Below are 14,775 nucleotides of genomic sequence, written 5' to 3' on the forward strand. Positions count from 1 at the left end.
ATATCAAAAAATAGGAGGAATATTTCATGAGCTGGATCCCGCTGCCTGTCGGCATTGAAAATTATGCAGAACTCATTGAAAAAGGATATTACTATATAGATAAGACATTACTGATCAAAGATCTGATCGATCTGAAAGGGAAAGTCAATCTGTTCACACGCCCGCGCCGTTTTGGTAAAACTTTAAATCTCAGTATGCTGCGGTATTTTTTTGAAAAGTCTGATGTGAATCCAGCCCCTCTCTTTGAAGGTACTAAAATTTGGGATGCCGGCCATCCTTATACGGATCAGATGGGACAGTATCCGGTTATCACACTTTCTTTGAAATCATTAAAACAGACTGATTTTAAATCAGCTTTTTACTGTCTGCGTGAGGAAATTGCAAGGGAATTTGACCGTCACGCTTCGCTTGTCTCTTCTCTGGAGTCCAGAGACAAGCAGGAAAAATACAATCGATTTGTGGAGCAAAAAGCAGCGCCAGAGGAATACCTGACATCGCTAAGATTTCTGTCAGACTGTCTCTATGCCTCCTCTCAGACCCGCTGCATTATCCTGATTGATGAATACGACGTCCCTCTGGAGAATGCATATTTTCACGGATTTTATCCGGAAATGCTCTCGTTGATCCGATCTGTCTTTGAATCTGCACTCAAAACGAACGACACTCTAGAATTCGCTGTCGTCACCGGCTGCTTAAGGATCAGTAAAGAATCTATCTTTACCGGCTTAAACAATTTGTCAATGATTTCCATCATGGATCAGTCCTATGCGGAACACTTTGGATTTACTCAAGAAGAGGTGGACCAGATGCTTCGGGATTATCAGCTGGAAGACCGCCGGGAAGATATCAGGAAGTGGTACGATGGCTACTGCTTCGGGAACACAATCGAATCCTTGATTGCAGGAGGTACAATTATCAAACCAGTCCACGAAGACATCACTTATGCCGACATCGACACCTCCCAGGATTATTTGTGGAATTTTCTCTTTTTTACAGGTTATCTCAAGAAAAGAAAACAGTATCAGGAAAACGGCGAAATCTATATGGAGCTTGCAATTCCAAACATGGAAGTCCGGCATATCTATAAACATACTGTCCTGCTCTGGTTTGAAGAAAAAATAAAAATGAAAGATTTATCCGAACTGTACCGCAGTATTTTGGATGGTGACCGTAAAAAGCTCTCCGAGTTCCTTTCTGAATTCCCTGTTGGCTCATCCGCCAGTACCAAGTCTGGATTATTAATCAGTGCCCGGCAAATTGCCACTCTCTGCTTTTCTCCTCCGGAGAGCTCATACGGATTCTTTTTGAGCAGATGTTCAATCTGAAACTGTTTTGTATAACGCAGGGCAGCTTCTGTCATGACTTTGGCCTTTTCCTTACCAAGGATCATCGGAAATTTCTCTTTTATCCTCTTCCAAAATCTGTAGCAACAAACACTTTACTTCCAACTCATTTGCCCACTTGCTGATAATTCCCCTCTCCATGTAATCCAACACAAAAAAGTAAATATATACCCCTTCAGATAAAATACCAACTCTATGAAAAGAAAAACTCCCCAGACAGACTGGGGAGCCTTCAGAAGCTATACCTTTCGGTCATACGGCTTCGTTGAAACATTTATAAAATAACCACTGTATTCTGAAAACAGATGTGGGACTTAATCATAGTTTCTTCTTCATTTTTATTATATACTGTACCATACTATCTTTCTCCAAAAAATCATAGACATGCATAAAATCCGGTATCACTCTGCCTTCGTCTGTTTGTATGAAACTTTGAAATTCTATGGTAGTTTAATTTATCTTTTCCCCATCCGGCAATATTGTAATATTCCTGTGCTTCCTGATTCATTATCTCTCCTCTGCCTGTTATAGCATGTCTCCTCTTCCAAAATCCGCAACAGCAGATCTCCCAGGCCAACCTGATAGCCGCTTGTTCCATAAATCACATTGAGTCTGCCTTTTGTCACGGCGATAATTGGAAGTTTTTCATGATCCACATACAGTCTTCTTCCCACTGCCGGAACATGATCCTCAAAGTCATCTTCATACACCTGGATCTGTGGGAACGTCTCCATTACTTTGGCAAACAGAGGATGTTCCCATGCCTGCTTTGACCGGACAAACAGAAGAATCCGGGAAGCCCATGGAGTAAACCGTTCCTTCTCTTCCAGCATTTCATTGAAAATATGTTCCGTCGGCTCCTCTCCTTCCCCTGCCCAGATCAGCACATGACTTCCCTCTTCTGTCAGAATTCCGGAGGAAATTTCCTGTCCATTCAGATCCCTCACCGGAAATTCCGGAAGCGAGAGGGACTCCAGCATTTCGGAAAGTTTTTCTTCCCGGAGCTGCAGTGCAATCTCTTTTCTGCAGCCGGAAGAAAGCAGTATCTGACACTCCCTGGCGTGAACCGTTCCATTTGGCAGACGGACAGATGTCAGAATCCGGTAGATTCCATTCTCCAGATGGATTTCTCTCTTTCCATTATCCCATCCCGTGTCTGTAAGCCGGAGAGGATCTCCCTGCTCTTCCGTTAATTTTGTAATGCTCCAGTTCAAACCATACCGCCACATTTTTGGATTTTCCGCGTGTAGTATGAGAACTGCTGATTTTGTCCGGTCCGGATCAGCTGACAAAAATGTTCCGTCTTTCCAGTACTGAACTGTTCCGTCCTCCGGACAAAGCCTTGCCGGGATTCCAAAACTCCTTGCCATGGCAACAAAAAGAATCCGTTTCGAGCGACCACTGCCGCACCGCATCCGGTAACAGGCTGTTGGTGTCGTGAGTACGGTACTTCGCTCCTGTTCCGGACATTCCCGGACTTCCTTCTGAATCTTTTCCCAAAGTCTGCCAGGATCCTTTCGATACCTCTCCTGTTCTTCGGTGCTGATTTCCCTCTGAAACCATCCACGGTATTCCGTCAGTACTTCATCCTCCACTCTCGGATTCAAAAGTGCTGTCACAAAAATATCCTCCGGTACTGTATTCCAGTATGGAAGAACTCCTTCCAGATAATCCAGAAGGACGGTGCACCGGATATCTGTCTGATCTTTTGCAGTCAATGTCTCGAGTAACTGCTCTCCCAGCTTCCGCTCCTGCGAAGTTTTTGTTTCCAGACAGCTCAGAAATGCTTCCCTCTCCGGATTGACCCATTCTTTTCGCTTGTTCTCCTGTTTGTTTCTCAGTAAAGCAAGGCGCTCTTTTCCTTTTTCCTTCTGCTCCGGACTCGGCCTTTTGCCTAACGGCGCACGGTCGTGTGGCGGAATCAGGTCCAGATCTCTCCATCCTTCTGTCTCCGGACAGCAATCCAGCCGTTTTGCAAGTGTCAATGTACAGCTTCTGCTCTCTCGTGTATCCAGAATTTCGTCCGCATACCGTCCCTGTCCTGCTGCGAACAAATGAAGGCTTCCCGCCCCTGTGCTGAGAGAAACTTTGCCATGCTCATCCGTCCGGCACTGTGCGATTGGGCGAAATGCGGCATAATTAAACACTTCAAACCACACAGAAATTCCTGCGGCCGGACGTCCTTTCTCATCTACTACTGTCACTTCTATCTTCTTCACATCATCGGCATATCTGGAAAGCACGTTTTCCATCACGACCATTCCGTCTTTTCCAATCACTTCTTCCATTTCGCTTTTCCGGTCCGCATCCTCCTGTCCTGCAGATTCGATTCTGCCATCGAAACGTCTGGAATGAACCAGCATCGCCCGGGAAGCCGCATATTCAAACCAGCCCAGATCCAGAAGTGGTTCCGGCTCACAGGCTCCCAGAAAATGCCACGTTCCATCAATCCACACTTCTACCCAGGCATGATTGTCATCGCAATGGGACCAGTACGGCGCATACACCTGTCTGGCAGGAATCCCCGCACTTCTAAGGGCATTGACGGTAAAGACAGATTCTTCCCCGCATCGTCCATATCCTCTTTGCCAGACAGAAAGAGCCGAAAGAGTCCGGTCATCTCCCGCTTCATAGGAGACTTCCCCCGCACACCAGTAATTCACTTCCAACGCTGTCTTTTCTGCATCTTTACCTTCTATCTGATCTTTCAGTTCCTGATAGAACAGACTCCTGCACGGACGGATTTCTTCCTCATTAACCCGGTGGTAAAGAACATACTGCAAAAACAATTCTTCCGGAAGTTCCCGTACATACGTATTATGTTTATACAGCCACACTCCATGGCGTGCAAAGTCCAGAAACGTTTCCACCGGATAATTCCCTATATCACTGTACGGCATGGATGCGTAAAGATAGTGCATCGCAGCCGCTTCTGCTTCAGGAAGAGACCGTATATACTGATCCACCGGTTCCATAAAATCCCCCAGATCCTCTTTGACCTTACGGTATGCTTCCTCGATTTTCTTTCGGCTCTGTTCTGAAAACATCTGCTTTCTCTCCTTTGTCTCCTGCTCGATTTTTATCTGCTTTTCTCTTTCTCCTGTTTTAGACACTCTTTCCTACAGCCGCTTTAGAATATCTATAGCCTGACGTACCTTTTCTTCGGATGTCTGGAACAGCTTATATTCACTGATATCCGCAATCCCCATATGAACGTCCGGATTCCGGTATTCCATCCGGCTCTCAATTCCGGTTTTCGCCGACATATGCCATGTCCGGATTCCGGTCTGATAGAAAAGTGCTTCCAGGTTCTCCGGTGTCACTCCTCCGCCTGCCTGAATCTGGATCTCACCCCTACTCTCTTTTTGAAGTTCCCGTAAAAGATCTGCTCCTTCCATGCAGCTGTCCTTTTGTCCGGACGTCAGAATCGTCTGGATTCCAAGATCTTTTGCCGTCTGAAGTGATTTCAACGGATCCCGGCAGACATCAAAAGCCCGATGAAGTGTCACCGACATGTCTCCCCGCTCTTCCAGAAGTCTTTCCATCCTTTCCCGGTCAATGCTTCCGTCCGGGCTCAGCACACCGATGACAACTCCATCCGCTCCCAGTTCCCGGAACATTTTGATTTCCTCTTTTATTTGCTCCATCTCATAGTCCGAGTAACAAAAGTCACCGAATCTTGGTCGGATCAGCACATGAACCGGGATCTCCACTGCGTGTCGTACTATCTCAAAGAGTTTCGGGCCCGGCGTTGTCCCTCCGATAATCAGATTCTGGCAAAGTTCCAGCCTTGTGGCCCCGCCTTTTTCGGCCGCTATCGCAGACTCTGCCGAGTCTGCACAGATTTCCAGTATGTAGTCCTGCATATTCTTCCCTCTTTCTCCTGACCATCAGGCACATCATTCTATTTTTGTTTCAATCATTTCATTTTACACTTTTCGGTTATTATACCGCAGTTTGAAGGAGAACAACAGCAGGAACCGAAAATCTGCCGTCAAAATTTCTGGTGAACTATTGTTATCATGCGGATTCCGCTGTAAAAAAGCAGGATTCCAAGTGTTTTCCACGAAGTGATCTTTTCATACCAGACCGCTCCTTTAGGGAGACAGAATAAAAGTGTTCCGACTACGTTTGCAGGATCTGCCGTGCTGAAATCCTCGTGTTCATTGGCATCTCCCTTTGTAACGAGCCCTTCGGATGTCTTTTCAATCAGGCGGTGCAGCACCAGCTGATCATTCTCCGTCCGAAAGGCAATCACATCACCAGGCACGACAGCATTCTCCTTACATTGTCGGATATAGGCCATATCCCCTTCCAGAATCTCAGGTGCCATGGAGCCGGATAATACCCGGACAGGCAGGATTCCAAATGTGGTCGGGCAGGCGAACAGAAGAACATAGCATGCCGCACACAGAATCAGAATGGTATCCAGCCTTCGGAACCACTTATTCATCAGCTCTCCTCTTTCTGATCAGGAGGAGAACCAGACAGGCTGATCCCATCAGCAGCAACAGCAAAAACAAATGGCTTTCTTCTCCGGTTTTCACGGTTTCCCGCCGCTCCTCCTGCAGGAAGTCTGCCTCCTGTGTCTCGGAAACTGCCCGGAATGTCCATGTCATCTGACCATTCAGAAGCCGGTAGAGATTATCCATTTCTTCCGGGAAATGAAGCGTGAACATCAGACTGTCTTTCTCCTCCGGTGAATAACGCCCAAGCAGGGCAAACTGATCTGTCTGGTATTCCTGAATGGTTCCCTGATACAAAATTGCACCGCTGCTCTTTTCGATTTTGAGTTCCACCGGATTTAACAGGGTTTGCTCCTCCGAATCCAGTTTCCAGTATACCGCTTCTGTCTGCTCACACCCGTTTTCAATCTGAATTTCTCCCTGAACCGTATCTCCGGGAACGACCGTTCCCAGTTCCGAAAAGAAGCTGTCCGGTACGGTGATAATCCGGTCCCCTTCCACTACAACACGACAGAGCCCTTTTTGAGGTACCGCTACACGAAGCTGATTTTCTTTTTCCTCTTCCGAAACTTTCTGGACTCTCGTATCTCCCCATGGATTTTCCGATTCAAAATCCGGTGTGAAATTTCGGCTTTGAATCGCATCGGCTGTCACATAAATACGGATTTCATCCTCCTCTTCCTGCTCCCATGTTTCCGGAAGCATAAACGCAGTAAACAGCTCCTCCTTTTCACCGTGTTCTAAAATTTTCGTATCATAAAAATACTCTCCCTTTTGCACACAGTCATCCGGCAGGCCCCGAAAAGAAGCGGAAGGTATTTCCCGCTTACTTTCTGCTTCCGCCCTTATACGGTAACGGATAAAACAGTCTTCCCCCAGGTTCTCAATCTCTGTAATCATGGGAATCTCCTGCCCCGGCAGAATGTCTTCGACATCTTCCCATTCCTGCTTTTTTTCAGCGTCACCGTACCGGTTCATCCGGATGCTGACCCCGCCGGACTGGATATCCGTTGTCACAGAAGCCTCTTGTTCCGCTGCCGCCGCATGAATACCGCTAAGCATCCAGATGGCAGCCATCACTGCAAGTTGCCTTCTTTTTTTCACCTTCCCACCTGCTTTCCAAATACATTGATCTCAAGATCATTGTGGCTGAAATCTCCATAATTCACCAGTTCGTTGCAGAATGTTGCCTTTGCCGTATCGTGATCCTTTGTGTCCAGCCTGACTGTACTGCCCTCGATGCTTCCATTTTCCACCTCTTTGATTCCTGTCATCCGGTATCTGGAAACCGGAATTTCCCGGACCGTCCAGATCCCGGCAGGGATCTGCATAATAAAGGACTTCCTGTAAACACCGTCTTCTTTAAACTGTTCCGGAATTTCCAGCGCCTCATAATACGTCCGGCTGATTCCGTTATAATCTGTTCCCGTGATCTGGAATAAAAAGACAGGAGTTCCAAATTCGTCCCATTTTCCTTTTACTTCTTTTGTGATTGTAAGAATGGGATTTTTTTCGTATACGACCCGGATATGATGATCTGCATTGACTTTTGTAAAAGAATAACCCGAAATGTGCTGATTTTTATCGGTTTCTTTCTGATCGACGGTAACCGACTTCAGATAGTATCCCGGAAGAGGAGAATAGGTGACCTGCATCGTTCCTCCCGCGGGAACTTTCAGATTGGAAGCGGTAATCGAACCATTCTTCGCTTCCGTTGTGATTTGATAATAGAAGGATGTCTTGACCTGCTCTGTTTCTTTCGGTGTTTTCTGATCTACGCTCAGCCCGGCTTTGTTGGATACCACATTGGATTTCCCGAAGATGTACTCCGGCCGCTTATGAACCTGAATGCGTATTTCAAAACTTCGACCATAGATCCATGCGGAGGACGTATCTCTTGCAGATACTTTCACCTGATCCGATGTCCCTTTTGTTATCTGGATATGAAATTTTGTGCTGACATCCTGCTGATTGTCCGCATCATATACAACGACTTTCTCCACCGTCAAAGCCTCCGGCATCGGATCTGTCAGAACCAGACTCTGATAGTAGTCAGCCGGCTGACATTCCGGCACTTTAAAATTAATCCGGTATGTAAACGAGTCCTCTCCATGGACTTCTGTCCGGTCTACGCTCTTTACCGGAACCGGCGGAGTAAACGGACCATATCCTCTTGCGGAACCTGCAATCCATCCAAGTATTGCTCCCGCATTCGTTGATTCTTCTACACTTGATTCTCCGACCAGATGATCCCGAAAGCGTTCGTAATCTTTTTCTACTTTTTCCGACACATATTTGGTGTACGTAAAGCTGCTCGGAAATGCGACACCGCCGCCAACACGAAGGGTAAATGCAGAAGCATTTTTGTACTGTACCTGTACACTGTCTTTTTCGTATTCATTGGAAGCAATATTGTCCGCATAAAAATAGTAAAATCCATCCCGGTCGATATAATATACCCGGCTGTCTTCCGGAACCGCAAGTCCGGATATGGCATCACTTTTTTTCACGCCGAAGATCTGTCCGAAATCCAGATCATCCGCCCGGTAGGTCATATTGACGGCAAGGGGACGTCCCTGATCATCCAGAATCTCCATCTTTGCCTCATACCAGATATCGCTGAAGATCAGGCCGTAAAAATCTGTCGTAAGAGAAAGTGAGACCCCGAGAACCGGATAATACCGTTCCCCCGACTCTGTCCGGTAAGACGGCCAGTCCGTAAAGGTGATCCTGAGATTCGTATTTTTCCCTTTGTAACTTCCCATATTCGTCAGATAGCAGGAAATCTTTCCCTTCTGGGCATCGCTGGTCACCATCTGTCCCCACCGTTCAATTCCGTTTCCTGTCTGATGAATCAGCTGCGGATCGGCGATTCCACTCGTATCTTTCCAGGTACAGGTTGTATGTTCAGTCCTTTTCAGTCGGAAGGAAAAGCTGGAATCTTCCTCCTCCCCGTACTGTTTCACTGTAATCGGTGAACCGGCCTGTTCTGCCGCCTCCAGCGCACTGACATGACCTGCACTCCTTACATTGACTGTTCCTGTACAGGCCAGCAACAATGCCAGAACCAGCCCCTTTTTCCATCTGCTCTTTTTCATACACCACTCTCCTGTTCTCCCCGGATGGAAGCAAATGCTTCCTGGGGCGTCTGAAATCCCTGCGCCTGTACTGTCTCCTCATAAATCAGAATCCGAAATGTCTCTTCAGTCTTTCCGGTTGTTACGCTGGTAAAGAGCGGTTCTGTCTTTTTCTTTCCTTCCAGAACTGTCCGGTAGTAATAATAGCCGTCCGCCTGTTTTTCCGTCCAGTGTTTCCTGTCAAACGCAATGGACAGCGGGATCTCCGACTGATCTTTCTCTACAAAAACCCGGACGTAACATGGCGTGTCGGTCTGATTTCTGACAGAAACGGTTTTGTTGTAAGTTGTATCCGGGGTGACCGTATCCGGCGGATCGAATTTCTCTTCAATCGTAGATGTATTATCACCGACCTGAAGTACATTGTTCTTTTCATTGCGGTCCGCGAAATAAGCTGACACTTCCGGCATATGAATCAACTGTACCACTATTCCGGTCAGCACCAAAACCGCCAGAGCCCGGCCACAGGGAGTTCGTTTTCTTTTTCTCATTGTAATCTCCCCTTCTGTTTACTGGTTCTGTTTCATGTAAATCTGGAATACGTCTGAAGGTACTTTGGACTCTCCAATGTGTTCCGCCTGAATTGCGTAGCTTTTCACCGGAATATTCAGCGTTTCTTCGTCAATCTGCCCCTCAATGGCATTGACCAGAGTAACACTGTCAAAAAGTGGAGTCGTCGTCTCTCCTTTCTTCAGAACCGTACACTGGGTTTTTGTTCCATAGGCGTAAACATAGCTTCTTGCCGTCACCTTCCCCGATGTGGTAATATCGGAGCTCCGGACTTGTACCCATCCGTCATTTACTTTATAAGTAAAGAGCTCTGTATCTGCTGCCGGCAGCTTTTTCCCGTCTGGACCTACCGTAATAATCTTTTTCACCGGAACCTGAATTTCCAGAAATGCGTACGCATCATTCGCTCCGGTATTGGTGATCCTCGGATCCTTTTTGATCGTCTGGTTCGGTGTAATATCTGTTTTTTCGTCCGATGGAACATCTTCCCACTCCGGCTCCTCCAGATCTGTTTTTACACTTCCTACAGTCAATGTATTGGTTTTCTCCTGGGTATCCGTAAAATACGCGGAAATCCCGCCAATCGCAGCAGTTGCTGCAGCCACTGCCAATGCAATGACCGTGATGTGTTTCCATATTCTTTTTTTTCTCATAGTATTTCCTCCATGTCATATCTACTGGCTACACAAAATATGATCAGACAATCAACGGCCTCACCCCCTCTGAACATGAAGTTTTCTTTTCTTCGGGATTCCGAAACAGAATTCGTCTCGGTCTCAAATAGATAAATATAGAAAAATAGATCAGGGCAATGATCTGCCCCTGTTAGAAATGTCTAAAGTATAGCATGCCCTCCGCAAAAAAGCAAGAAAAAAGACTGCCTATTTTGCAGTCTTCCTTTTGCTTTCTTATACAAATTGATTCCGCTTCGGATCGTACTCATAGTCGATTCCGGAAAGCGTGCTGCAAATCCAGTCTTTTCCAACTTGAAGATCTTCGCACAGCGCATCCAGAGTCGGATAAAAATCCCGCAGTTTCATATTTATGGTTCCAAGAAGCATCACTGGATCTTTTGGCAGGTCTGTCATCATCTCTCACATCCTTTTCTTATTCGTAACAATGCTGATCGGTAACTATGATCCGTGGCCGGATATCATACGGTCCGGCGGGTATCTGTTCCACAATCTGCTCTTCAAAGCAGACTGCCGCAGTCTCAAGGCCCGGATGGTTTGCCAGATACCGGTCGTAAAACCCGCCTCCATAACCGATCCGGTTTCGGTTCCTGTCAAAAGCCGCTCCTGGAAGAATCACAAGCGCCTGCTCCTGTGGGTCTTCTTCAAAGGCAGGGCACTCCGCTCCCGGTTCCTCGATTCCAAAACATCCCTGTTCAAAATCTTCCCATGTCCGGACCAGAAAAAACTCCATTGTCTTTCCTTCCACACGGGGACAATAGACTCTCTTTCCCGTCTTCCAGGCCTGTTCCATCAAAAGAGTAGTCTCTGCTTCAGACCGGAAATGGCGGTAAATTAAAATAGAGGACGCCCCTGCAAAACAGGGCATCTCGCAAAGCCTTTTTGCAATCCGGATACTTTTTTCTCTTCGCTGTTCTTCCGGTATCCTGTCTCTCCTATCAAGAACCTTTTTTCTGATTTCTTTTTTTTCCATATTTTTCACCAAGATTAACAATCGTACCGTCTTTTTCTTTGATTGAAATATTGTTCAGCTGTCCTCTGAGATTTTCACGAAATGATTCGATGTATTCCTGACGCAGAATTTTCTGCTCTTTCTTCTCCTCCTCAGTCAGCCCCTCTGCTTTTGACTTATGGTATAGCTCATTAATTCTTCTGATTTTTTCTTCTTTCATCTTTTTGTACCTTTCCCGTCAACTGGAGTAATTTTCCAGAAATCCGTACAGTTTTTCCACTGTCCGGATTTCCTTTCCCTCCTGAATTTCCTGCCTGATATCTTCAGGCAGATCTTCTACAACAATATTGGTATATTCATAAATCGTTTCTTTATCTGATCTATATACGGCGACAAATCCGTTCAGATCCATAAGGTAAAAAACTTCCCCTTTACTGACATCACCTTCCGCCGCCACGGCGTCCTCCTCTTCTTCTTTTACAGATTTCATGATTTCCTGTTTCAGTCTTGCTTCCTCTTCTGCCTGTCTTTTTGAATACTGAAAGCTAAACTGATAAGCCGCGCCGATCAGCGCAACACAGCCGAGAAAAAGGACGAAAAGTCCGATACTGTATTTTTTCATAGAAGCACACTCCTTTTTTATACAGTATCTGCCTTCTCGCTGAAATTTATACAAGTTTTCCCAGAAGACGTTCAAACGGAAGTCCTGCGCGTTCTTCGCCCGCTTCCACTGCTTTCGCCCTTAAGCAGTCTGCAACAAATGCATGGGCCTTCCGCGCAGAAGCCTCAAGCGAAACGCCGCCAAGAAGAGCTCCGCATAGTACCGCGTCAAACAGATCCCCGGTACCATGAGAATGATACGGAATCTCCGGCTCTTTGCAGATTTTCATGTTATTTCCTTCCAGAACCGCCATGCCGATCTCATCTTCTCTTGCTTTTGTTCCGGTAATGACACCGTCTTTCATTCCCATTTTCCGAAGTTTCTCCACAACTTTTCCCAGTCCTTCTTCCGACTGACATTCGGAATAGGGAATTCCGCTCAAAAAGGCCGCTTCCGTCAGATTCGGAAGCAGAAGATCCGCTTTCCCAAGAAGGGGAAGCAGGGCTTCCTTATATGTTTCATCAAAATTAGAATAATATTTTCCGTGATCCCCCATAATCGGATCCAGAATCACCAACGGCCTGCAATCCATCTCCAGAAGTCCGGAAACGGTCTGTGCCATTTCCGTATTTCCCAGATACCCGACAAAAATACAGTCAAACCGGATCTGTTCTCTCTGAAAATGTTTAAGGCTTTCTTCCAGATACGTCCCCGGTACCGGAAGCATTTCCGGCCTGCCGAATCCTCCGGTATGGGTTGACAGCAGCATGGTCGGAAGCGGACATACCTCCATTCCCATAACACTTAAAACCGGAATCATATTCATCATGGCCGCTTTCCCGACCGAGCACAGATCATGGATCAATAACACTCGTTTCATCTCGTGCACCTCTATTTTAACAAATGTGCTTTCTGCAGAACTGCCGCAATTTTCGCGCCCTTCGGAAGTGCAAGAATCTCCGCTTCTGTCAGTCCGCCGATTGCAAGGAGGCTGACCGCATAGATGCAGACTCCAGCCACAATCGAAATGACCGTTGCAACAGCATCACTGATCACAAGAGCCAGTACAAACTGAAGTACGAAAACAACGACCCCCATAATGACAGCAGCTACTGCCGGGTATACAAAGGTCCGTTTCTTTTCCTGTACGTATCCGACCGCTTCCCGAAGATCATGTGAATTTAAGATGCACATGGCAAGACCAAAGATCACCTTACTTGCAACAACTGCATAAATGCTCCAGTGGAAAAATACAAGCATGATAAACAGTGAAACAACATGAATCACAAGGGAAGTCGCCGCATTTTTCACCGGTGACATCATCTTGTTGACTCCCTGCAGCACTGCATTGGTCAGAGTAGATGCCGCATAGAAAATGATCGAAATTGCGCCGATCCGGAACAGATTTGCTGCCACTGTATTATCAATAGATCCCCAGATCAGATCCAGCATCGGCTTTGGTATTACGATAAACGCAACTGCACTTGGCACTGCAATCAGCATGGTTACGCGCATTGCCATCTCAATCTTCTGATGCACCTGCTCCCGGTTTCCGTTCTCGTATGCACGTACAAGCGGCGGTACAATCGATGAACCGAGCGCATTAGCCATGAAAAGCGGCACGTTAAACAGCGTATAGTACTGTCCCAGACTTCCAAGCAGATCCGCGCAATGCTCCTCTGAAAATCCCTGTGCGGACATAATGCTGCTGAACATGGCGCTGTCAATCACATTCTGAATATTGTATACGGTAGAGCTTAAAATAACCGGTGCGATCGTAAGAATCAGCACTTTGAAAATAAATCCGAAGCTCTCCACCTCCACGGTTTTGTCCCGTCTGATTTTATTCCGCAGTTTTCCGCGATACGCATAGAAAATCAGCACAAGGAAAATCAGTGCGATCAATCCTCCGGCAATAACGCCAAGTGTAGCACCTGCAGCTGAAAAAGCCGGCCCGTAAAGATCATCTCTTTGCTCAGAGCCTACGGTTTTTCCGTACTGAAGCAGAATATATGCCCCGATGATACTGACAATCGCATGGACAACCTGCTCCAGAATCTGTGATACCGCTGTCGGCACCATGGATCCGCGCCCCTGGAAAAATCCTCTTAAAACTCCCATCACGGAGACAATGACAAGTCCAGGTGCCAGAACCCGGAGCGCGTAGGCACTCATGCTCATCTTCATAACCCCGCCTGCAAGAACATCTGCTCCAAAGAAAATAATCAGACTGACAACTCCACTTACCACTAATGTCAACAATAATGCCGATTTAAAAATCCGGAACGCATTTTTTTCCTGATTTTTGGAAAGCCTTGCGGAAACAAGTTTGGAAACCGCAAGCGGCATACTGTAGGATGTAAGAATCAGTGCAATACTGTAAATCTGATAAGCAACCTCGTAGAATCCCTGACCGGTCGTCCCCATAATATTGAGCAGTGGAATCCGGTAGATCATCCCTATGATTCTGGAAATCATTCCAGCCGCCGCAAGGATTCCGCCTTGTACCAGAAATTCATTTCCGTTCTTCTTTTTACCCATAAAACACCCCGCTATTTCGTTTCGTCTTTTGCAGTTCCTGATCTGGAGATGCCGAGGCGCTCCAGAATTTCATTTTGCTTCTTTTCCATAATAACCCTCTCCTGCTCTTCCATATGGTCATATCCGAGCAGGTGAAGCATGCTGTGCGCAATCAAAAAGGCGTACTCCCTCAAAGGAGAATGTCCGTATTCCTCTGCCTGTGAGAGTACTTTTTCCTTTGAAATCACAATATCTCCAAGAAGTGCTTCCCCGGTTTCCGGATGAAAGCAGTCCGGGCGCTCTTCCAGAAAATCGAATTCTCCCGCTTTTTCATAATCAATCATCGGGAAAGACAGTACGTCTGTCGGCCGGTCAATTCCTCTCTGTTCCCGGTTCATTTCCCGGATTGATTCATTATCGGTGAGCAGGATTTCTACTTCCGCTTCATATGGGAACCCCTCATAATCAAGAGTTTCCTCCACCACCTGCTCTGCTGTTTTCCGGCAGTCTACCGGAAGTCTGATTTCTGATTCTTCTTCTAAATATATCGTCAT

At 46.5% G+C, this 14,775-nt stretch carries 14 protein-coding genes and 2 pseudogenes; 1 reads left to right on the forward strand and 15 read right to left on the reverse strand.

The features are described 5' to 3' along the window. Positions 1–26: 26 nt before the first annotated feature. Positions 27–875: pseudogene (locus B5G11_RS16605) on the forward strand (AAA family ATPase); the annotation flags it as partial. A gap of 323 nt (positions 876–1,198) precedes the next feature. On the opposite strand, the pseudogene B5G11_RS16610 reads toward B5G11_RS16605, so the two are convergent. The 15 genes and pseudogenes from B5G11_RS16610 to ybeY form a co-directional block, all read right to left on the reverse strand. Next, a pseudogene (locus B5G11_RS16610) lies at positions 1,199–1,336 on the reverse strand (ATP-binding cassette domain-containing protein); the annotation flags it as partial. Positions 1,337–1,798: 462 nt separating this feature from the next. Then, entirely contained in the window at positions 1,799–4,390 is a 2,592-nt protein-coding gene (locus B5G11_RS01790; RefSeq protein ID WP_144289658.1) for a transglutaminase domain-containing protein, read from the reverse strand. Between the two features lie 72 nt (positions 4,391–4,462). Then, positions 4,463–5,209 (reverse strand): copper homeostasis protein CutC, encoded by a 747-nt coding sequence (locus tag B5G11_RS01795; RefSeq protein WP_087251967.1) that lies wholly within the window; start codon positions 5,207–5,209, stop codon positions 4,463–4,465. Positions 5,210–5,337: 128 nt separating this feature from the next. Beyond that, complete coding sequence (locus B5G11_RS01800) at positions 5,338–5,796, reverse strand: signal peptidase I (protein WP_087251968.1); 459 nt, start codon at positions 5,794–5,796, stop codon at positions 5,338–5,340. Next, a complete protein-coding gene (locus B5G11_RS01805; RefSeq protein ID WP_087251969.1) occupies positions 5,789–6,913 on the reverse strand; it encodes a hypothetical protein in 1,125 nt (374 codons plus the stop codon). Before B5G11_RS01805 ends, B5G11_RS01800 begins: the two co-directional genes overlap by 8 nt. Next, the gene (locus B5G11_RS01810; protein WP_087251970.1) at positions 6,910–8,907 is read right to left on the reverse strand and encodes an isopeptide-forming domain-containing fimbrial protein; all 1,998 of its coding nucleotides are present in this window, start codon (positions 8,905–8,907) and stop codon (positions 6,910–6,912) included. Before B5G11_RS01810 ends, B5G11_RS01805 begins: the two co-directional genes overlap by 4 nt. Further along, a complete protein-coding gene (locus B5G11_RS01815) occupies positions 8,904–9,437 on the reverse strand; it encodes a hypothetical protein (RefSeq protein WP_087251971.1) in 534 nt (177 codons plus the stop codon). Before B5G11_RS01815 ends, B5G11_RS01810 begins: the two co-directional genes overlap by 4 nt. A gap of 18 nt (positions 9,438–9,455) precedes the next feature. Continuing rightward, on the reverse strand, positions 9,456–10,109 hold the full coding sequence (locus B5G11_RS01820) for a TasA family protein (RefSeq protein WP_087168922.1): 654 nt from the start codon (positions 10,107–10,109) through the stop codon (positions 9,456–9,458). A 255-nt stretch (positions 10,110–10,364) separates the two neighbouring features. Beyond that, positions 10,365–10,547, reverse strand: coding sequence for a DUF4250 domain-containing protein (locus B5G11_RS01825; protein WP_087251972.1), 183 nt, complete (start codon positions 10,545–10,547; stop codon positions 10,365–10,367). Positions 10,548–10,563: 16 nt separating this feature from the next. Continuing rightward, entirely contained in the window at positions 10,564–11,121 is a 558-nt protein-coding gene (locus tag B5G11_RS01830; protein WP_087251973.1) for a 5-formyltetrahydrofolate cyclo-ligase, read from the reverse strand. Further along, positions 11,087–11,320 (reverse strand): DUF896 domain-containing protein, encoded by a 234-nt coding sequence (locus B5G11_RS01835; RefSeq protein ID WP_087168924.1) that lies wholly within the window; start codon positions 11,318–11,320, stop codon positions 11,087–11,089. Before B5G11_RS01835 ends, B5G11_RS01830 begins: the two co-directional genes overlap by 35 nt. Before the next feature lie 18 nt (positions 11,321–11,338). Next, entirely contained in the window at positions 11,339–11,722 is a 384-nt protein-coding gene (locus tag B5G11_RS01840; RefSeq protein WP_087251974.1) for a hypothetical protein, read from the reverse strand. A 46-nt stretch (positions 11,723–11,768) separates the two neighbouring features. After that, complete coding sequence (locus B5G11_RS01845) at positions 11,769–12,581, reverse strand: pyridoxamine kinase (protein ID WP_087251975.1); 813 nt, start codon at positions 12,579–12,581, stop codon at positions 11,769–11,771. Between the two features lie 11 nt (positions 12,582–12,592). Then, positions 12,593–14,242, reverse strand: coding sequence for a polysaccharide biosynthesis protein (locus B5G11_RS01850; protein ID WP_087251976.1), 1,650 nt, complete (start codon positions 14,240–14,242; stop codon positions 12,593–12,595). An 11-nt stretch (positions 14,243–14,253) separates the two neighbouring features. Next, positions 14,254–14,775, reverse strand: coding sequence for an rRNA maturation RNase YbeY (ybeY, locus tag B5G11_RS01855; RefSeq protein WP_087251977.1), 522 nt, complete (start codon positions 14,773–14,775; stop codon positions 14,254–14,256).

This window comes from Drancourtella sp. An57, from assembly GCF_002161525.1.
GTDB classification, from domain to species: Bacteria; Bacillota; Clostridia; order Lachnospirales; family Lachnospiraceae; genus Sellimonas; species Sellimonas catena.